The sequence below is a fragment of the Caballeronia sp. ATUFL_M2_KS44 genome (genome assembly GCF_023630965.1).
Taxonomy (GTDB): Bacteria; Pseudomonadota; Gammaproteobacteria; order Burkholderiales; family Burkholderiaceae; genus Caballeronia; species Caballeronia concitans.
Window position 1 is genome coordinate 1324663 of sequence record NZ_JALQEA010000006.1, and the last position, 17568, is coordinate 1342230.

Sequence of the window (17568 nt, forward strand, 5' to 3'; positions counted from 1 at the left end):
ACGGTGAAAGCTAATGCGTGCTCTCGTTGCCGAGGGTTAGCGTTTTCCATCGTTGCGACGTCTGTCGCGGCACAGGATCATCAAGTTACGCCGCGGCCATGGGGATGCGGCAGGGAGGCATGATGACAAGCTACAGAAAGATTCTGCTTTGCTACGACGGCTCCAGAGAGGGCCGCAAGGCGCTGCGCCAGGGCGCGAACCTCGCGCTCGATCTCAACGCGGAAACGCACGTGCTCGCCGTGGTGGACATGCGGTCGAGCATCGCGCAAAGCGCCGGATTGCTGACCGACGTGGCCTGCGGACGGTTCGAGGATGCGGCGCGCGACATTCTGCAAGAGGGCGTCGAATGGCTGCGGGAGCGCGGACTGCCGGCGCAGGGGCATTTCGCGTTCGGGCATCCGATCGACGAAATCGCGGCGCTCGCCGATCAACTGAAGGTGGATCTCGTCGTGGTGGGGCATCGATGCCGCAGCGGCCTCGCGCGCTGGTGGATGGGCGCGGGCAACACGCCGCTCCTCGATCGCGTGTCGTGCAGCATTCTGGTGGCGGTCTGTCAGGCGGGCGAATCCGCCGAAGCGGAAGACGCCGCCGCGTATGCCGCCAAGCCGGTAAAGGCCGAAGCGGGCGCGTGAGTTGGCCGGAGGCGCGTCAGCCGTTGAGATCGACGGCGACGAGCTTCCACGACACGAGACCGCTACGGTGGAAGATGGCGGAATAGCGGGCATCGCCGGCGCCGTGCTGATACGTCACGACGAATGTGTTGATGCCGCGATATCCGGCTGTCGTCTGCGGCGGCTGGGGCGGCTGCGGCGCTTGTGTCACGGCACCGGACGCGGCAGCGCCTGCGCTCGTGCTTGCCTGTGATGGCGCGGGCGGCGGCCGTTCCCCAGGAACGCCGCGTGGCGGAATGCCGTTCAGGATCGCGGCGACGCCTTCCGGTGTCGCATAGGAATCCACCAGCGGCCCGACGAGCGCCGCGCCGATCATTGCTCCGATGATCGCGAGCGGATTGCCGCTCTTTTGCACATCGACGCGGCGCGTGAGCAGCGCGGCGACCTGCTCCTTCAGACTGCTGCGCAGCGCGGGGAAATCGACGTATTCGTTGACGGTCTGCGCATCGCGGGCGTCGGCGGCGCGCTTCACGCGATCCAGCGCGATATACGGCGATGCATACACGAAGCCCAGCGCCGCGCCGATCAGAACGACAGCGAGCGTGGCGACGACAAAGCGGGTAGTGCGGGACATGCGGCGGCTAAGCCTCTCAAACGTGAATCGACTTCAGATTGACCATGCCGACGCTCGATTGATTCCCGCCTTCTCCCCGGTCCCGGCGACGCTCACGCCAGAATGCCGCCGGTCGCGCCCGCGCGTTCCTCGTCGATGCAGCGGTCGATCATGCGCGACACTTCGCTGATCTTGCCCACCATGATGACTCGCGATTCGCTGCGATACACCCGCACCGGCGCGCGCTGTGCCGCTTCCGCGTGAACATTGTGCGCGAGGGATACGCGCGCAAACGCGGGCTGGCGCGACGGCAGCGCAGGCATTTCATCGAAGAGATCGGGCGCGGCCTCGGCATGCGGACGGGCCGCGACGCCGCAGGAAATCAACGCACGCAGATGACGCAGGCGGCCAAACTGGCGGAAGGGCAACAAACGGGCGAAACGACGTTCCATGATGACTCTCCAGACGATAGGACGCACCGCGGCGAGCCGCGAACGGCTGCCGTCATGCTTTGATGTGTTTGAAACGCGCCGCGTCGTGCGTGGCGTGAGAGAAGAGAGCGCTAGAACTCGCCCGAGCGGATGAGACCGACCGCGATGCCTTCGAGCGCGAACTCACCGCTGCCCTGGCGCACGAAGATGTTCTCGTAATCGGGGTTCTCGGCGATCAGTTCGACGCCGTCCGCGTGCCGTTTCCAGCGCTTCACGGTGACGTCGTCGCCCAGACGCGCGACCACGATCTGACCGTCCTTCGCCTCCGTGCGCTTCTGCACCGCGAGCAGGTCGCCGTCGAGAATGCCGGCGTCTCGCATGGACAGCCCGCGCACCTTCAGCAAGTAGTCGGGCTTGCTCAAGAAGAGCGCCGGATCGCACGCGTAGTGCTGCGAGATGTGCTCTTGAGCGAGGATCGGACTACCCGCAGCCACGCGGCCGACGAGCGGCAACGACAACTGCATGATGCTCGGATGCGGCAGCGTGAACTGATGCGGAAGCTCGTCCGACCGCGCGATGTCGCCGATCAGCCGGATACCGCGCGACGACCCCGCCGCCAGTTCGATCACGCCCTTGCGCGCCAGCGCCCGCAGATGTTCTTCGGCCGAATTGGCGGAGCTAAAGCCAAGCTCGGCGGCGATCTCGGCGCGCGTGGGCGGAAAGCCTGTGCGCTCGATCGCACGCTGGAGCAGCTCGAAAACCTGCTGTTGCCGCGCGGTAAGTTTTGAGGTTCTAGTCACTGGCTTGGCCCCTGCTGCGCTGTATGGATGAACAGATGCCTGTATTTTTATACAGTATTTCGCGCTTTTCAAGCTTTACTTTAAGTTCGTGTCGCGAGTGTCTGTTGCCACGCACAAGCCATCGACCAGAGCCGTTAGCAGCTTTCCGTATAAAAAGATGAAAAACGATTATTTCTAATCATATAGCGGCGTCGATAGACTGATTCCGTCAATTGGATAAGACGGAGAACGGGGAATGCAAAGCACGAAAGCGGGATTGGGGACCGGCGCAAGGAGGCTGCTGACGGCGTTGGCGCTCACGGTGGCGGGCGTCGGCGCGACGGTGGGCATGAGTGTCGAGGCGCACGCGCAGACGTCGTTTCTGAACGTGTCGTACGACCCGACTCGCGAGCTTTATCAGGACTTCAATCAGGCGTTCGCGAAGAAGTGGAAAGCGGATACCGGCGAGACCGTCACGTTCAAGCAGTCGCACGGCGGCTCGGGCGGCCAGGCGCGCGCCGTCCTCGATGGACTGCAAGCCGACGTCGTGACGCTCGCGCTCGCGTACGACATCGACGCGCTCGCGGGCAAGGGCCTCGTCAACGCGGACTGGCAGAAGCGCCTGCCGGACAACGCCTCTCCGTACACATCGACGATCGTGTTTCTCGTGCGCAAGGGCAACCCGAAGCACATCAAGGACTGGGACGATCTGGCGAAGCCGGGCGTGTCCATCGTCACGCCGAATCCGAAGACCTCAGGCGGCGCGCGCTGGAACTATCTCGCTGCGTGGGCGTATGCGCAGCACAAGCCGGGCGGCAACGAGCAGACGGCGAAGGACTTCGTCTCGAAGCTCTACAAGAACGCCGGCGTGCTCGATTCCGGCGCGCGCGGCGCGACGACGAGCTTCGTGCAGCGCGGCCAGGGCGACGTGCTGATCGCGTGGGAGAACGAGGCGTTTCTGTCGCTGAAGGAGTTCGGTCCGGAGAAGTTCGAGATCGTCGTGCCGTCGGTGAGCATTCTCGCGGAGCCGCCGGTCGCGGTGGTGGACAAGGTCGTCGACAAGCACGGCACGCGCAAGCTCGCCGAGGCGTATCTGAAGTACCTCTATAGCGACGAAGGCCAGCAGATCGCCGCGCGCAATTTCTATCGTCCGCGTTCGGACAAGGTGCCGGCCGAACTGACGAAGCAGTTTCCGAAGCTGAAGCTGTACACCATCGACGATACGTTCGGCGGCTGGACGAAAGCGCAAAAGACGCATTTCGCGGACGGCGGCGTGTTCGATTCGATCTATCAACCGCAATAACGGCACGAGAAGGCACGAGAAGGCACGAGAAACGCAGCAGGCAAGATCCGGCCGGTCCGATGATGGAGCATCGGACCGGACCGGCCAACCGACAAGCGGCGCGCCATGACGCCGCTATCAGCACATGCGGCAACGAGCGCCCGCCCCGGCGCACTGGAACAGGATGACCCAAGCATGACCACTTTCAACCTGCGCAAGCCGAGCGCGCTGCCGGGCTTCGGCTTGACGCTCGGCATCACGCTCGCGTATCTCAGCCTCATCGTGCTGATACCGCTCGCGGCCACGTTCGCCAAGACAGCGACGCTCGACTGGGCGCAATTCGTGCGCGCGGTGACGTCGCCGCGCGTGTTGGCGTCGTATCGGCTGACGTTTTTCGCGGCGCTCGGCGGTGCGCTCATCAACGCCGTGTTCGGCTTTCTCGTCGCGTGGGTGCTGGTGCGCTACACGTTCCCGTTCAAGCGTCTCGTCGATGCCATCGTCGATCTGCCGTTCGCGCTGCCCACTTCCGTCGCGGGCATTTCGCTCGCCGCCGTCTATGCGGGCAACGGCTGGATCGGGCAGTTTCTCGCGCCGCTCGGCATCAAGGTGGCGTTCACGCCGCTCGGCGTGCTCGTCGCGCTGACGTTCATCGGCTTGCCGTTCGTCGTGCGCACGGTGCAGCCCGTGCTCGAAGAGTTCGAGCGCGAGCAGGAAGAAGCCGCCGCATGCCTCGGCGCGACGCGCTGGCTGACGTTTCGCCGCGTCGTGCTGCCGTCGCTGTTTCCCGCGCTGCTGACGGGCTTCGCGCTGGCGTTCGCGCGTGCGCTCGGCGAATACGGCTCGGTCATCTTCATCGCGGGCAACGTGCCGATGAAGTCCGAGATCACGTCGCTGCTCATCATCACGAAGCTCGAACAGTACGACTATGCCGGCGCGACGGCGCTCGCCGTCGTGATGCTGTGCGTGTCGTTCGTGATGCTGCTCTTCATCAACACGCTGCAATGGTTCCTGCAAAGGCGCACGAGCAGGACGGTCGCGCCGCCGGCCTCGACGCTGCATGTGCAAGGAGGTCAGGCATGAGCACGCCCGATGGCCGCAGCATCGCGATGAACACGGCCGCGCGGCGCGATGTCCACACGCTCAATCCCGTGACCGAGCCGCGCGCGATACGCTGGCTGCTCACGGCCATCGCGCTCGTGTTTCTCGCGCTCTTTCTCGTCGTGCCGCTCGTCGCGGTGTTCGCGCAGGCGTTCGCGAAGGGCATCGATTACTACTTCGAGTCGCTGAAAGACCCGGACGCGTGGTCCGCGATCAAGCTCACGCTGATGACCGCCGCCATCGCGGTGCCGCTGAATCTCGTGTTCGGGCTGGCGGCGTCGTGGGCTATCGCGAAGTTCGACTTTCGCGGCAAGGCGCTGCTGACGACGCTCATCGACTTGCCGTTCTCGGTATCGCCCGTCATCTCCGGCCTCATCTACGTGCTGATGTTCGGCGCGCAAGGCTGGTTCGGTCCGTGGCTCGCCGCGCATGACGTGCAGATCATCTTCGCGGTGCCGGGCATCGTGCTCGCGACGATCTTCGTCACGTTTCCCTTCGTCGCGCGCGAACTGATTCCGCTGATGCAGGCGCAAGGCAACGACGAGGAAGAGGCCGCGCATGTGCTCGGCGCATCGGGCTGGCAGATCTTTCGCCGCGTGACGCTGCCGAACGTGAAGTGGGGCCTGCTCTACGGCGTGATTCTCTGCAATGCGCGGGCGATGGGCGAATTCGGCGCGGTATCGGTGGTGTCGGGTCATATTCGCGGCCAGACCGACACGATGCCGCTGCACGTCGAAATCCTCTACAACGAATACAACTTCTCGGCCGCGTTCGCGGTGGCGTCGCTGCTCGCGTTGCTCGCGCTTGTCACGCTCGGGCTGAAGCTCATCGCGGAGCGGCACATGTCGCAATCGCTCGACGATGCAAAGAACCAAGGCTAAGGAACACTTCATCATGAGCATCATCGTTCGCAATTTGCAGAAGCGCTTCGGCGATTTCACCGCGCTCGACAACGTCACGCTCGACTTTCCCGCAGGTGAGCTCGTCGCGCTGCTCGGGCCGTCGGGATGCGGCAAGACCACGCTCCTGCGCGTGATCGCGGGCCTCGAACATGCCGATGCAGGCCAGGTCGTGCTGAATGGCGAAGACGTGGCGAACGTCGGCGCGCGCGATCGGCAAGTGGGCTTCGTGTTCCAGCATTACGCGCTTTTCAGGCACATGACGGTATTCGAGAACGTCGCGTTCGGGCTGCGCGTGAAGCCGCGCCGCGAGCGTCCGAGCGAATCCGCGATCCGCGAAAAAGTGCATGAGCTGCTCAAGCTCGTGCAGCTCGACTGGCTCGCGCAACGCTTCCCGTCGGAACTGTCGGGCGGGCAGCGGCAGCGTATCGCGCTCGCGCGTGCGCTCGCCGTCGAACCCAAAGTGCTGCTGCTCGACGAGCCGTTCGGCGCGCTCGACGCCAAGGTGCGCAAGGAACTGCGTAGCTGGCTGCGCCGTCTGCACGACGATCTGCATATCTCCACGCTCTTCGTCACGCACGATCAGGAAGAGGCGCTCGAAGTGGCGGACCGCATTGTCGTGATGAATCATGGACACGTGGAGCAAGTGGGAAGTCCGCAAGATGTGTACGATCATCCGCAGACATCGTTCGTCTATGAATTCCTCGGCGCGGCCAACCGTCTGCAAGGCAGCGTCGATGCCAACGGCTTCGTCGCCGATGGCGCCGCGAAAGCCATCACCGCACAGGCGCATTTCAGCGGCCGCGCGCTCGCTTATGTGCGTCCGCACGATCTCGCGCTCTATCGCGCCGACGATGCCGAAGGCTTCGCGCATCCCGATGGCATCGTGGTCGGCGTGCGGCGCGTGGTGACGCTGGGCGGCTCGGTGCGCGTCGAACTGGAAGGCGATGCAGGCGGCGTGCTCGAAGCCGAACTGGATCGCGAAACATGGCGCGCGCTGAAGCTCGATATCGGCGATGGCGTGCGCGCCGTGCCGCGCGCGCTGCGCGTGTTTCCTGCGCAATGACTACGCATAGAAAAACGACAGCAGACAAGAGAGGCAGAGAATGAACTTCCAGCAACTGCGCTTCGTGCGCGAGGCGGTGCGTCAGAACATGAATCTGACGGAAGTCGCCAACGTGCTCTATACGTCGCAATCCGGCGTATCGAAACAGATCAAGGACCTCGAAGACGAACTCGGCGTCGATATCTTCATTCGACGCGGCAAGCGTCTGACGGGCCTGACCGAGCCGGGCAAGCAGGTGCATCAGCTGATCGAGCGCATGTTGCTCGATGCCGAGAACCTGCGGCGCGTGGCGCGTCAGTTCGCGGATCAGGACAACGGGCACCTCGTCGTGGCGACGACGCACACGCAGGCCCGTTACGCGCTGCCGAAGGTGATCCGTCAGTTCACCGAAATATTTCCGAAGGTGCATCTCGCGCTCAGGCAGGGCAGCCCGCAGCAGATCGCGCAGATGATTGTCAATGGCGAAGCGGATATCGGCATTTCGACCGAAGCGCTCGACCGTTATCCGGACATCGTCACGTTTCCGTGCTATTCGTGGCATCACACGGTGGTCGTGCCGAAGGATCATCCGCTCGTCGGACGCGAGAACATCACGCTCGAGCAGATCGCGGAATATCCGATCGTCACTTACGACAACGATTTCACCGGCCGTTCGCACGTCGATCAGGCGTTCGCGAGCGCCGGCGCGATGCCCGATATCGTGCTGACCGCGATCGATGCGGACGTCATCAAGACGTATGTGGAACTGGGCATGGGCATCGGCATCGTGGCGGCGATGGCGTATGACGCGAAGCGCGACACCGAACTCGTCGCGCTCGATACGCAGCATCTTTTCGAGGCCAGCACGACGCGCGTCGGCCTGCGCAGAGGCGCGTTTCTGCGCGCGTATGCGTACCGGCTGATCGAAATGTTCGCGCCGCAACTCGACGAAACGCAGATCGCCGCGCAACTGCGCGAGACGGCGTGAGCGCTGCCGGCTGATTTACAATCGCCGGCATGAAAACCGACTCTCTTCCTCTCATCGCCGTCCTCGCGACGGGCGGCACCATCGCCGGACGCGCAGGCGATGCATCATCGACAGCGGGCTACAAGGCAGGCGTCGTCGGCGTGAACGATCTGCTCGACGCCGTGCCTGCGCTCGGCAACGTCGCGCGCATTCAGGCGGAACAGATCGCGAGCATCGACAGCAAGGACATGAGCCACGCGCTCTGGACCAAGCTCGCGAAGCGCATCGACGAACTCGCCGCGCAAGACGACATAAGCGGCATCGTCGTGACACACGGCACCGATACGCTCGAAGAAACGGCGTACCTGCTGCATCTGACGGTGAAGACTGCGAAGCCCGTCGTGCTGACGGCCGCGATGCGTCCATCGAGCGCGCTTTCCGCCGATGGTCCGCTCAACCTGCTCAACGCCGTCACGGTCGCGGCATGCGAACGCGCGAAGGGGCAGGGCGTGCTCGTCGCGTTCAACAATCAGATTCATACCGCGCGCGATGTGACGAAGACGAGCACCTACGCCGTCGATGCGTTCCGTTCGCCGGAGACCGGCGTGCTCGGTTTCGTGCAGGACGGCCGCGTGGAGTTCCAGCGCGCGGTCACGAAGCCGCATACGCTCGCAAGCGAGTTCGCGATTAGCGATAAATGGCCGATGGTCGAGATCGTCGCAAGCTACGCGGGCGCGTCGCGCGTGGCGGTCGATGCGCTCGTCGCGGCTGGCGTGAAGGGCATCGTGGTGGCGGGAACGGGCAACGGGTCGGTGCACGCGAGCATCACGCAAGCGCTCGTCGATGCGGTGAAGGCGGGCGTCGCGGTGGTGCGGGCGTCGCGCGTGGGATCGGGCCATGTGATGCGAAACGGCGCCGCATCCGACGATGCGCTCGGCAGCGTCAGCGCGGGCACGCTGAATCCGTACAAGGCGCGCGTGCTGCTGATGCTGGCGCTGGCGGCGGGCGTGAAGGATGCGAGCGGGCTGCAGCGTGTGTTCGATAGGTATTGAGAGCAGTGCCCGGCACGTCATCCCACTAGCAAAAAAAAGCGCGAACCGAAATTCGCGCTTTTTTCATCCACAAGCGGCGTGAGCAATAGCAATCAGTTTGCCGGCGGAATGCGCAGCACCTGACCCGGATAGATCTTGTCCGGGCTCTTCAGCATCGGCTTGTTCGCTTCGAAGACCAGCTCGTTCTTCGCGCCGCTGCCGTAGTACTTCTCCGCGATCTTCCACAGATTGTCGCCCGACGCGACCGTGTGATACTGCGATTCAGGCGCCGCATTCGGCACGGTCAACTGATCGTCGACCTTATCGACATGCTGCACGTTGCCTGCCGCGACGAGAATCTTTTCCTTCGTGGCCTGATCGGGCGCCTGGCCCGACACGGTGACGGTATGAGAAGCGCCGTCGTACTTGACCTGAAGGTTGTCGGCATCGAGCCCTTGCGAGCGAATATACGTGGCGATGGCTTCGCCCGCTTTCTGATTGAGCGTGGCGACATCGACGGGCGCGCTCGCCGGCGCGGCCTGAGCGGACGGCGTGGTTGCGCCGAACAGTTTTTCGCCTGCTTCCTTGATGAAACTGAGGATTCCCATTGTTCAACTCCTTGAATCAACCATGGTGGTGCCGCTTGCGAAGTCTAGGCACATTAGGCGCGCTCGCCACCAGATAGTTCTGAGTTTCGACAAGGGATTTCGCCGCGCGGCGCGCACGGCATCGATCAAGCATCGCTCGCAGCAATCCGACGCGGACACCCGACGGCAAACCGTCTGACCGACCAAGGCTTACCCGGCGCGCCGCCGGATGCCGCTCTCGGACCATACTTGCCGCCCTCAGCCCAGAGCGGCATTTGTCCCGCGTGCCCATACGCGGGACGCCCCACGGTTCAGGTGCGAAGCCTCATGCAGCCTTGGCTTGCTGCGGTTCTTCCGCCACCTGGAAGTTCGACATGATCTCGAGCGCGCGCACGAGCGCCGAGTGATCCCACGCCTTGCCGCCGTTCGCGGCGCACACGCTGAACAACTGCTGCGCGCTTGCCGTGTGGGGCAGGGCGAGGCCCATCTTGCGGGCGCCGTCGAGTGCGAGATTCAGATCCTTTTGATGCAACTCGATCCTGAAGCCCGGATTGAACGCGCGCTTCGTCATGCGTTCGCCGTGCAGTTCGAGAATGCGCGATGCCGCGAAGCCGCCCATCAGCGCCTTGCGCACGCGTTCCGGATCGGCGCCCGAGCGCGATGCGAACAGCAGCGCTTCCGCGACCGCTTCGATATTCAGCGCAACGATGATCTGATTGGCGACCTTGGTCGTCTGACCCGCGCCGTTGTCGCCGATGAGCGAGATGTTCTTGCCCATCAGATCGAACAGCGGCTTCGCGATGTCGAACGACTTCTGCGGGCCGCCGACCATGATCGTCAGCGTGGCTTCGCGTGCGCCGACTTCGCCGCCGGATACGGGCGCGTCGAGATAATCGCAGCCGAGCGCGTTGATCTTCTTCGCGAACTCCTGCGTATCGAGCGGATTGATCGAGCTCATGTCGATCACGAGCTTGCCGCTCGTCAGACCCTTGGCGACGCCGTCATCGGCGAACAGCACGTTCGCGACATCCGGCGTGTCGGGCACCATCGTGATGACGATCTCGCTTGCTTGCGCGACGGCCGTCGAATCATCGACGACTTTCGTTTGCGCGCGGATGTCGTCGGGCACCGGATACTTGCCGTTCACGACGAGCGAATGACCGCCCTTGATGAGATTGCGCGCCATGTGCGCGCCCATGATGCCGAGTCCGATGAAACCGATCGTTGCCATACTTCTAGCTCCTCCTGTATGTCTGGTTTAAGCGATTGCGCCTTGCTTCACGCCGCCGATCGACTGAAGCCAGCCGAGACCCGCTTCGGTGCCATTCAGCGGCTTGTACTCGCAGCCGATCCATCCGTCATAGCCGATCGAATCGAGCAGTTCGAACAGGAACGGGTAGTTGATTTCGCCCGTGCCCGGCTCGTTGCGTCCGGGGTTGTCGGCAAGCTGAATGTGCGCAATCGACGGCAGGTTCTTCTTGATGGTCGCGGCGAGTTCGCCTTCCATCCGCTGCATGTGATAGATGTCGTACTGCAAGAACAGATTGTCCGATCCGACCGCGCGAATGACATCGAGTCCTTCGCCCGAACGGTTCAGCGCGAAGCCGGGAATGTCGTATGAATTGCACGGCTCGACGAGCAGCTTGATGCCTTCTTTCTTCAGCGCATCGGCGGCGAAGCGCAGGTTCTCGATGATCGTCGCGCGCGCCTGATCCGCCGACACGCCCGCCGTCGGAATGCCGACGAGACAGTTCAGTTGCGGCACCTTCAGCGCCTTCGCATATTCGATCGCGCGGGGCACGCCGTCACGAAACTCGGCGACGCGATCGGGCAGGCACGCGATGCCGCGCTCGCCCGCATCCCAGTTTCCGGCGGGCAGGTTATGCAGCACGATCTGAAGATCGTTGTCCTTCAGGCGCGTCTCGATGTCGCCGATCGAGAACGCGTAGGGAAACAGGAACTCGACCGCCTTGAAGCCCGCATTCGCGGCCGCGGCGAAGCGGTCGAGGAACGGGACTTCGTTGAACAGCATCGTCAGATTCGCGGCAAATTTCGGCATGTGTTGGTCCTGATGGTCGGTCAGTGGATGTGCGTGATTCAGTCGAGCGGCGTCACGGCGGTCGGGGCGTCGGCCTTGCTTTCGGCCAGTTCTTCGAACTCGTTGATCGCATCGATCTCCGTGCCCATCGCTATGTTCGTCACGCGCTCCAGAATCATCTCGACGACGACCGGCACCTGATGTTCCGCCGCCATCGCCTGCGCCTTCTGAAGCGCGCCCCCGATGTCTTCCGGCTTGAACACGCGCAGCGCCTTGCAGCCGAGACCTTCGGCGACCGCGACGTGATCCACGCCATAGCCTTCGAGTTCAGGCGCGTTGATGTTGTCGAACGCGAGTTGCACGCAGTAGTCCATGTCGAAGCCGCGCTGCGCCTGACGGATGAGACCGAGATACGAGTTGTTCACGACCACGTGCACGTACGGCAGCTTGAACTGCGCGCCGACTGCAAGCTCTTCGATCATGAACTGGAAGTCGTAGTCGCCCGACAGCGCGACGATCTTGCGTTGCGGGTCCGCCGCACGCACGCCGAGCGCGGCGGGAATCGTCCAGCCGAGCGGGCCGGCCTGGCCGCAGTTGATCCAGTTGCGCGCCTTGAACACGTGCAGGAACTGCGCGCCCGCGATTTGCGACAGACCGATCGTCGTCACGAAGCAGGTGTCGCGATCGAACGCGAGATTCATCTCTTCGTAGACGCGCTGCGGCTTCATCGGCACGTTGTCGAAGTGCGTCTTGCGCAGCATGGTGCGCTTGCGCTGCTGGCAGTCCGCCACCCACGCGCCGCGATCTTTCAGCTTGCCGGCGGCCTTCCATTCCTTCGCCACTTCGACAAAGAGTTCGAGCGCGGCCTTCGCATCCGACACGATGCCGAGGTCGGGTCCGAACACGCGGCCGATCTGCGTCGGCTCGATATCCACGTGCACGAACTTACGGCCCTTGGTGTAAACCTCGACGCTGCCCGTATGACGGTTCGCCCAGCGATTGCCGATGCCGAGCACGAAGTCCGACGCGAGCATCGTCGCGTTGCCATAGCGATGCGACGTCTGCAAGCCGACCATGCCGGCCATCAGCGGGTGATCGTCGGGGATCGCGCCCCACGACATCAGCGTCGGAATCACGGGCACGCCGAGCGTTTCCGCGAATTGCACGAGCAGATCTTCCGCCGCCGCGTTCAGCACGCCGCCGCCGGAGACGATCAACGGCTTCTCGGCGTCGTTGAGCATCGCGAGCGCCTTTTCGATCTGCGCGCGCGTCGCTTTCGGCTTGTAGACCGGCAGCGGCTCGTACGTGTCGATGTCGAATTCGATCTCGGCGAGTTGCACGTCGATCGGCAAGTCGACCAGCACCGGACCCGGACGGCCCGAGCGCATCAGATGGAATGCCTGCTGGAACACGCGCGGCACGAGCGCGGGCTCGCGCACGGTGACGGCCCACTTCGTGACGGGCTTCGCGATCGATTCGATATCGACGGCCTGGAAGTCTTCCTTGTACAGACGCGCGCGCGGCGCCTGGCCGGTGATCGCGAGAATGGGGATCGAATCCGCCTGGGCCGAATAGAGGCCGGTGATCATGTCCGTGCCCGCCGGACCCGACGTGCCGATGCAAACGCCGATGTTGCCGGGCGCGGCGCGGGTATAACCTTCGGCCATGTGCGATGCGCCTTCGACGTGGCGCGCCAGCACGTGGCTGATGCCGCCCGACTTCTTCATCGCGGAGTAGAACGGGTTGATCGCTGCGCCCGGCACGCCGAACGCGGTATCGATACCTTCTTTTTCCAGCACGAGAACGGCTGCGTCGACGGCTCTCATCTTGGCCATGAATGTCTCCTTCGTGTGTCTCAATCCGTGAATGCTGTCTGCATCGAAGCAGGGTTCCATTGCACTTTAGGATCGTGAAAAAGGTTTGATAAGATCATCGCGAGTCGCTTTTTCCCAAACTAAAAGTATCGAATGCAGATGCTGCGCGGCTCACAACGGAGACACGGACATGGACCGCTTCAAGCAGATCGAGACTTTCGTGCGCGTGGCCGAAGCTGGCAGCCTCGCGGCGGCGGCACTGGAAGAGGGCGTATCGCCGGTGATCCTCGGACGGCGCATCGACGCGCTGGAAAAACGGCTCGGCGTCAAGCTGATGTATCGCTCGACACGGCGGCTCGTGGTCAGCGAAGAGGGTGCGGCGTTTCTCGATCGCTGCAAGAACCTGCTCGCGGAGTGGGACCAGGCGGAGAACGAACTGGCGGCGGGGCGTCGCGCGGTGGGCGGGCATCTGATCGTGTCGGCGCCGGCGGCGTTCGGGCGCATGCACGTCGCGCCGCACGCGCCCGCGTTCGTCGCCGACAAGCCCGAATTGCAGATGTCGTTCAATCTGACCGACCGCGTCGTCGATCTGGTGCGCGAGGGTTATGACTTGTCGATTCGCATCGGCGGGGCGGTGGACCCGAATTTCGTCGCGGTGAAGCTGGCGAGCAATCGGCGCGTGGTGTGCGGCACGCCCGCGTATTTCAGGAAGCACGGAAAGCCGAAGGCGCTCGACGACCTGCCGAATCACAACTGTCTCGCGTTCAATCTGCAGGGCGGGCAGAACCGCGGCTGGTATTTCCAGCGCAACGGCAAGCTGGCGACGGTGCGCGTCACCGGCAACCTCGATTGCAACGACGGCGAATTGCTGCATCGCTGGGTATCGGAAGGGCTCGGGCTCGGCTGGCGATCGACGTGGGAAATCCAGCGGCAACTGGAGGCGGGCGAACTGGAAACCGTGCTCGACGAATTCGAACTGCCGGCCTACGACATCCTCGCCGTCTACCCGCAGCAGCGCTACATTCCGGCTCGCGTACGCTACTTCATTGATTATCTGAAGGAAATTTACGCGCAGCCGGGCTACTGGAGCCGGCGGCTCACGCTGCCGGGCGAACTGGCGGGAGCGCCCGCGGCCGCCGCGCACGTCCGCTAACTGCTTGAAAACGCGCCCGAAATTCAATTTGCGCGAGCGCAGACAAAAAGCTATACTCTTTGGCTTCTCACTTGCCGCACCGGTCCGACGCCCGGGCGGCTTCTATCCATAAGTCAGCACAAGGAGTGAATATGCGTCATTACGAAATCGTCTTTATCGTGCACCCCGATCAGAGCGAGCAAGTGCCCGCCATGATCGAGCGCTACAAGACCACGATCACGTCGCACGGTGGCCAGATCCACCGCATCGAGGACTGGGGCCGCCGCCAACTGGCCTACATGATCGAGAAACTCGCGAAGGCTCACTACGTCTGCATGAACATCGAGTGCGACCAGGCGACGCTCGAAGAACTGGAACACGCGTTCAAGTTCAACGACGCCGTTCTGCGCCATCTGATCGTCAAGATGAAGAAGGCCGAAACCGGCCCGTCGCCGATGATGAAGGAAGTGCAGCGCGAAGAAGCCAAGAAGGCGGCTGCCCAGCCGACCGAAGCGCAGGCTTAAGGCGAATTCATTCGTCACAGCCACCAAGGTTTAAGTGAACCGGCTGCAACTGACAGCAAGCGTCGTGGAACGCGAACCGGTGCGGTACACGCCCGCCGGCATCCCGATCGCAAGCTGCACATTGCAACACGCCGCGGAAGTCGTCGAAGCGGGCATCGTCCGCAAGATCGAACTGACCCTGCAGGCGGTCGCGGCCGGAGAGGCGAGCGGCAAGCTGGAAAGCTGTCCGATGGGCGTAGAAACACGCTTCACCGGCTTTCTGGCGAAACGAAGCCGTAACGCGCGAACCCTGGTGTTTCACATCACAGAATTGCAGGACATTGGAAAGGACTGAACATGCCCCGCCCGACTGGTAAGAAATTCGACAAGCGTCGTCAGCAACAAAACCCGCTCTTCAAGCGCAAGAAGTTCTGCCGTTTCACGGCAGCCGGTGTCGAGTACATCGACTACAAGGACACGGAAACGCTGAAGGACTTCATCGGCGAAAACGGCAAGATCACGCCGGCTCGTCTGACTGGCACGAAGGCGCACTATCAGCGCCAGCTCGACACGGCAATCAAGCGCGCGCGTTTCCTCGCGCTCCTGCCGTACACCGACCTGCACAAGGCCTAATTCAGACGACGCACTAAGGACAAGCCAAAAATGCAAATCATTCTTTTGGAAAAGGTCGTCAATCTGGGTAACCTGGGCGACATCGTCAAGGTCAAGGACGGCTACGCACGCAACTTCCTGATCCCCGGCAAGAAGGCTCGCCGCGCGACCAAGGACGCAATCGCCGAATTCGAAGTTCGCCGCGCCGAACTCGAAAAGGTCGCCGCAGAAAAGCTGACCGCTGCGCAAAAGCAAGGCGAAAAGCTGAACGGCTTCACGGTTCAGATCTCGCAGAAGGCTGGCGTCGACGGCCGTCTGTTCGGTTCGGTCACGAACGCGGACATCGCGGAAGCGCTCAAGTCGCAAGGCTTCGCTGAAGTGGAAAAGGCGCAAGTGCGCCTGCCGCAAGGCCCGCTGAAGATGGTCGGCGACCATCCGGTTCAAGTGGCGCTGCACACGGACGTCCTCGTCGACGTGACCGTGTCGGTGCTCGGCGAGCACGCGTAAGTCACAGCGAGGCCGCGTGCCTCGCGAGCAGGAAAAGAAGGGCAGGAACCTCCATCGGTTCCTGCCTTTTTTATTGTCCACGCCGCGCCATTCATCGATAATTCCACCCCATGAACGCACCGTCCAAAGATCCGCAACTCGACGCGCTGAAGGTCCCGCCGCACTCGATCGAAGCCGAGCAATCGGTGATCGGCGGTCTCCTGCTGGACAACGCGGCGTGGGACCGCATCGCCGACGTGATGGCGCAGAGCGACTTCTATCGCTACGACCATCGCATCATTTACGAGCACATCGGCAAGCTGATCGCGGCGACGCGCCCGGCCGACGTGATCACCGTCTACGAAGCCCTCAACATGGCCGGCAAGGCCGAGGAAGTGGGCGGGCTCGCGTACCTGAACGCGCTGGCGCAGAACACGCCGAGCGCGGCGAACATCCGCCGTTACGCCGAAATCGTGCGCGACCGCGCGGTGCTGCGCCGCCTGGTTTCCGTCGCCGATGAAATTTCCGCCGACGCGTTCAATCCGCAAGGCAAGGAAGTGCGCCAGATTCTGGACGAGGCGGAATCGCGCGTGTTTTCCATCGCGGAAGACGGGGCGCGCGGCACGCAGGGTTTTCTCGAAATCGGGCCGCTGCTGACGCAGGTCGTCGAGCGTATCGACACGCTTTACCACACCGCCAATCCGAGCGACGTGACCGGCACGCCGACCGGTTTCGTCGATCTCGACCGCATGACGTCGGGCATGCACGGCGGCGAACTGATCATCGTGGCGGGGCGGCCGTCGATGGGTAAAACCGCTTTCTCGATGAACATCGGCGAATACGTCGCGGTGGAATACGGGCTGCCGGTCGCCGTGTTTTCGATGGAAATGCCGGGCACGCAGTTGACCATGCGTATGCTCGGCTCGGTCGGACGGCTGGATCAGCATCGCATGCGCACGGGCCGCCTGACCGACGAAGATTGGCCGAAGCTCACGCATGCCGTGCAGAAAATGAGCGAGGCGCAGCTTTTCATCGACGAAACCGGCGGTCTCAATCCGATGGAACTGCGTTCGCGCGCCCGGCGTCTGTCGCGGCAGTGCGGCAAGCTCGGGCTCATCATCGTCGACTATCTGCAACTGATGTCCGGCTCGGGCGGCGGCGAGAACCGCGCCACCGAAATCTCCGAGATTTCGCGTTCGCTCAAGAGCCTCGCGAAGGAACTCGACGTGCCGGTCATCGCGCTGTCGCAGCTGAACCGCGGTCTCGAACAGCGCCCGAACAAGCGCCCGATCATGTCGGACCTGCGCGAATCCGGCGCTATCGAACAGGACGCGGACGTGATCCTCTTCATCTACCGCGACGAAGTCTACAACCCCGACAGCCCGGACAAAGGGACGGCGGAAATCATCATCGGCAAGCAGCGTAACGGCCCGATCGGTCCGGTGCGCCTCACCTTCCACGGGCAGTACACGAAGTTCGACAACTTCGCGGGCGTCCAGAGCTTCTACGGCGGCGAATAAGCGCCGCGCTCAAACTGTCATACCGTTGCGACACTCGTGTTCACGCGTCTGGATGGCGCGGTGCGCGGGGGTCAGCGCGCAGGTACAATACGTCAGTTTGATGACAGCCTCATTGACCCA

Annotated in this window: 20 protein-coding genes; 13 read left to right on the top strand and 7 right to left on the bottom strand. The window is 63.2% G+C overall.

Annotation, left to right across the window (positions count from 1 at the left end):
• Nucleotides 1-122: 122 nt before the first annotated feature.
• Nucleotides 123-632: a universal stress protein gene (locus NCR39_RS06400; RefSeq protein ID WP_250451363.1), complete on the top strand. Its 510-nt coding sequence runs from the start codon at nt 123-125 to the stop codon at nt 630-632.
• A 16-nt stretch (nt 633-648) separates the two neighbouring features.
• Here NCR39_RS06400 and NCR39_RS06405 read toward each other — a convergent pair whose 3' ends face one another.
• The 3 genes from NCR39_RS06405 to lexA form a co-directional block, all read right to left on the bottom strand.
• Complete coding sequence (locus NCR39_RS06405) at nt 649-1245, bottom strand: DUF2939 domain-containing protein (RefSeq protein WP_250451364.1); 597 nt, start codon at nt 1243-1245, stop codon at nt 649-651.
• Nucleotides 1246-1337: 92 nt separating this feature from the next.
• On the bottom strand, nt 1338-1676 hold the full coding sequence (locus tag NCR39_RS06410; RefSeq protein WP_250451365.1) for a hypothetical protein: 339 nt from the start codon (nt 1674-1676) through the stop codon (nt 1338-1340).
• A gap of 110 nt (nt 1677-1786) precedes the next feature.
• Nucleotides 1787-2455 (bottom strand): transcriptional repressor LexA, encoded by a 669-nt coding sequence (lexA, locus tag NCR39_RS06415; protein WP_250451367.1) that lies wholly within the window; start codon nt 2453-2455, stop codon nt 1787-1789.
• A 235-nt stretch (nt 2456-2690) separates the two neighbouring features.
• On the opposite strand from lexA, the gene NCR39_RS06420 reads away from it, so the two are divergent.
• The 6 genes from NCR39_RS06420 to NCR39_RS06445 all read left to right on the top strand — a co-directional run bounded on the left by NCR39_RS06420 (nt 2691) and on the right by NCR39_RS06445 (nt 8777).
• Complete coding sequence (locus NCR39_RS06420) at nt 2691-3737, top strand: sulfate ABC transporter substrate-binding protein (RefSeq protein ID WP_250451369.1); 1047 nt, start codon at nt 2691-2693, stop codon at nt 3735-3737.
• 174 nt (nt 3738-3911) lie between these two features.
• A complete protein-coding gene (gene cysT / locus NCR39_RS06425) occupies nt 3912-4796 on the top strand; it encodes a sulfate ABC transporter permease subunit CysT (RefSeq protein WP_040049466.1) in 885 nt (294 codons plus the stop codon).
• Between the two features lie 26 nt (nt 4797-4822).
• On the top strand, nt 4823-5695 hold the full coding sequence (gene cysW / locus NCR39_RS06430; RefSeq protein ID WP_250451482.1) for a sulfate ABC transporter permease subunit CysW: 873 nt from the start codon (nt 4823-4825) through the stop codon (nt 5693-5695).
• A 13-nt stretch (nt 5696-5708) separates the two neighbouring features.
• The gene (locus tag NCR39_RS06435) at nt 5709-6779 is read left to right on the top strand and encodes a sulfate/molybdate ABC transporter ATP-binding protein (protein WP_250451371.1); all 1071 of its coding nucleotides are present in this window, start codon (nt 5709-5711) and stop codon (nt 6777-6779) included.
• A gap of 40 nt (nt 6780-6819) precedes the next feature.
• Entirely contained in the window at nt 6820-7746 is a 927-nt protein-coding gene (locus NCR39_RS06440; RefSeq protein WP_250451372.1) for a CysB family HTH-type transcriptional regulator, read from the top strand.
• A gap of 29 nt (nt 7747-7775) precedes the next feature.
• Nucleotides 7776-8777 (top strand): asparaginase, encoded by a 1002-nt coding sequence (locus tag NCR39_RS06445; protein WP_250451375.1) that lies wholly within the window; start codon nt 7776-7778, stop codon nt 8775-8777.
• Between the two features lie 92 nt (nt 8778-8869).
• Here NCR39_RS06445 and lysM read toward each other — a convergent pair whose 3' ends face one another.
• The 4 genes from lysM to gcl all read right to left on the bottom strand — a co-directional run bounded on the left by lysM (nt 8870) and on the right by gcl (nt 13216).
• Nucleotides 8870-9364 (bottom strand): peptidoglycan-binding protein LysM, encoded by a 495-nt coding sequence (gene lysM / locus NCR39_RS06450; protein ID WP_250451377.1) that lies wholly within the window; start codon nt 9362-9364, stop codon nt 8870-8872.
• A 304-nt stretch (nt 9365-9668) separates the two neighbouring features.
• Complete coding sequence (locus NCR39_RS06455) at nt 9669-10574, bottom strand: 2-hydroxy-3-oxopropionate reductase (RefSeq protein ID WP_250451378.1); 906 nt, start codon at nt 10572-10574, stop codon at nt 9669-9671.
• Nucleotides 10575-10601: 27 nt separating this feature from the next.
• Nucleotides 10602-11402: a hydroxypyruvate isomerase gene (hyi, locus tag NCR39_RS06460; RefSeq protein ID WP_250451379.1), complete on the bottom strand. Its 801-nt coding sequence runs from the start codon at nt 11400-11402 to the stop codon at nt 10602-10604.
• Between the two features lie 38 nt (nt 11403-11440).
• Entirely contained in the window at nt 11441-13216 is a 1776-nt protein-coding gene (gene gcl / locus NCR39_RS06465) for a glyoxylate carboligase (RefSeq protein WP_250451380.1), read from the bottom strand.
• A gap of 169 nt (nt 13217-13385) precedes the next feature.
• Here gcl and NCR39_RS06470 point away from each other — a divergent pair, with 169 nt between their 5' ends.
• From NCR39_RS06470 to NCR39_RS06495, 6 genes are all read left to right on the top strand, one after another.
• Nucleotides 13386-14348 carry a LysR family transcriptional regulator gene (locus tag NCR39_RS06470; protein ID WP_250451381.1) on the top strand — a complete coding sequence of 321 codons (963 nt, stop codon included), beginning with the start codon at nt 13386-13388 and terminating at the stop codon, nt 14346-14348.
• 131 nt (nt 14349-14479) lie between these two features.
• The gene (gene rpsF / locus NCR39_RS06475) at nt 14480-14851 is read left to right on the top strand and encodes a 30S ribosomal protein S6 (protein ID WP_040049475.1); all 372 of its coding nucleotides are present in this window, start codon (nt 14480-14482) and stop codon (nt 14849-14851) included.
• 34 nt (nt 14852-14885) lie between these two features.
• Entirely contained in the window at nt 14886-15185 is a 300-nt protein-coding gene (gene priB, locus NCR39_RS06480) for a primosomal replication protein N (protein WP_014191232.1), read from the top strand.
• Nucleotides 15186-15187: 2 nt separating this feature from the next.
• On the top strand, nt 15188-15463 hold the full coding sequence (rpsR, locus tag NCR39_RS06485; protein ID WP_007000150.1) for a 30S ribosomal protein S18: 276 nt from the start codon (nt 15188-15190) through the stop codon (nt 15461-15463).
• Nucleotides 15464-15493: 30 nt separating this feature from the next.
• On the top strand, nt 15494-15949 hold the full coding sequence (gene rplI, locus NCR39_RS06490; RefSeq protein ID WP_040049476.1) for a 50S ribosomal protein L9: 456 nt from the start codon (nt 15494-15496) through the stop codon (nt 15947-15949).
• A 110-nt stretch (nt 15950-16059) separates the two neighbouring features.
• Nucleotides 16060-17448 (top strand): replicative DNA helicase, encoded by a 1389-nt coding sequence (locus NCR39_RS06495; protein WP_040049477.1) that lies wholly within the window; start codon nt 16060-16062, stop codon nt 17446-17448.
• Nucleotides 17449-17568: the final 120 nt, after the last annotated feature.

Coding starts and splice junctions, on each gene's coding strand:
- cysW (WP_250451482.1), top strand. CDS start 4,823: ATGAACACGGCCGCGCGGCGCGATGTCCACACGCTCAATCCCGTGACC.
- gcl (WP_250451380.1), bottom strand. CDS start 13,216: ATGGCCAAGATGAGAGCCGTCGACGCAGCCGTTCTCGTGCTGGAAAAA.
- hyi (WP_250451379.1), bottom strand. CDS start 11,402: ATGCCGAAATTTGCCGCGAATCTGACGATGCTGTTCAACGAAGTCCCG.
- NCR39_RS06440 (WP_250451372.1), top strand. CDS start 6,820: ATGAACTTCCAGCAACTGCGCTTCGTGCGCGAGGCGGTGCGTCAGAAC.
- NCR39_RS06455 (WP_250451378.1), bottom strand. CDS start 10,574: ATGGCAACGATCGGTTTCATCGGACTCGGCATCATGGGCGCGCACATG.
- NCR39_RS06420 (WP_250451369.1), top strand. CDS start 2,691: ATGCAAAGCACGAAAGCGGGATTGGGGACCGGCGCAAGGAGGCTGCTG.
- NCR39_RS06495 (WP_040049477.1), top strand. CDS start 16,060: ATGAACGCACCGTCCAAAGATCCGCAACTCGACGCGCTGAAGGTCCCG.
- NCR39_RS06435 (WP_250451371.1), top strand. CDS start 5,709: ATGAGCATCATCGTTCGCAATTTGCAGAAGCGCTTCGGCGATTTCACC.
- NCR39_RS06445 (WP_250451375.1), top strand. CDS start 7,776: ATGAAAACCGACTCTCTTCCTCTCATCGCCGTCCTCGCGACGGGCGGC.
- NCR39_RS06405 (WP_250451364.1), bottom strand. CDS start 1,245: ATGTCCCGCACTACCCGCTTTGTCGTCGCCACGCTCGCTGTCGTTCTG.
- rplI (WP_040049476.1), top strand. CDS start 15,494: ATGCAAATCATTCTTTTGGAAAAGGTCGTCAATCTGGGTAACCTGGGC.
- rpsR (WP_007000150.1), top strand. CDS start 15,188: ATGCCCCGCCCGACTGGTAAGAAATTCGACAAGCGTCGTCAGCAACAA.
- NCR39_RS06470 (WP_250451381.1), top strand. CDS start 13,386: ATGGACCGCTTCAAGCAGATCGAGACTTTCGTGCGCGTGGCCGAAGCT.
- cysT (WP_040049466.1), top strand. CDS start 3,912: ATGACCACTTTCAACCTGCGCAAGCCGAGCGCGCTGCCGGGCTTCGGC.
- lysM (WP_250451377.1), bottom strand. CDS start 9,364: ATGGGAATCCTCAGTTTCATCAAGGAAGCAGGCGAAAAACTGTTCGGC.
- NCR39_RS06400 (WP_250451363.1), top strand. CDS start 123: ATGACAAGCTACAGAAAGATTCTGCTTTGCTACGACGGCTCCAGAGAG.
- NCR39_RS06410 (WP_250451365.1), bottom strand. CDS start 1,676: ATGGAACGTCGTTTCGCCCGTTTGTTGCCCTTCCGCCAGTTTGGCCGC.
- rpsF (WP_040049475.1), top strand. CDS start 14,480: ATGCGTCATTACGAAATCGTCTTTATCGTGCACCCCGATCAGAGCGAG.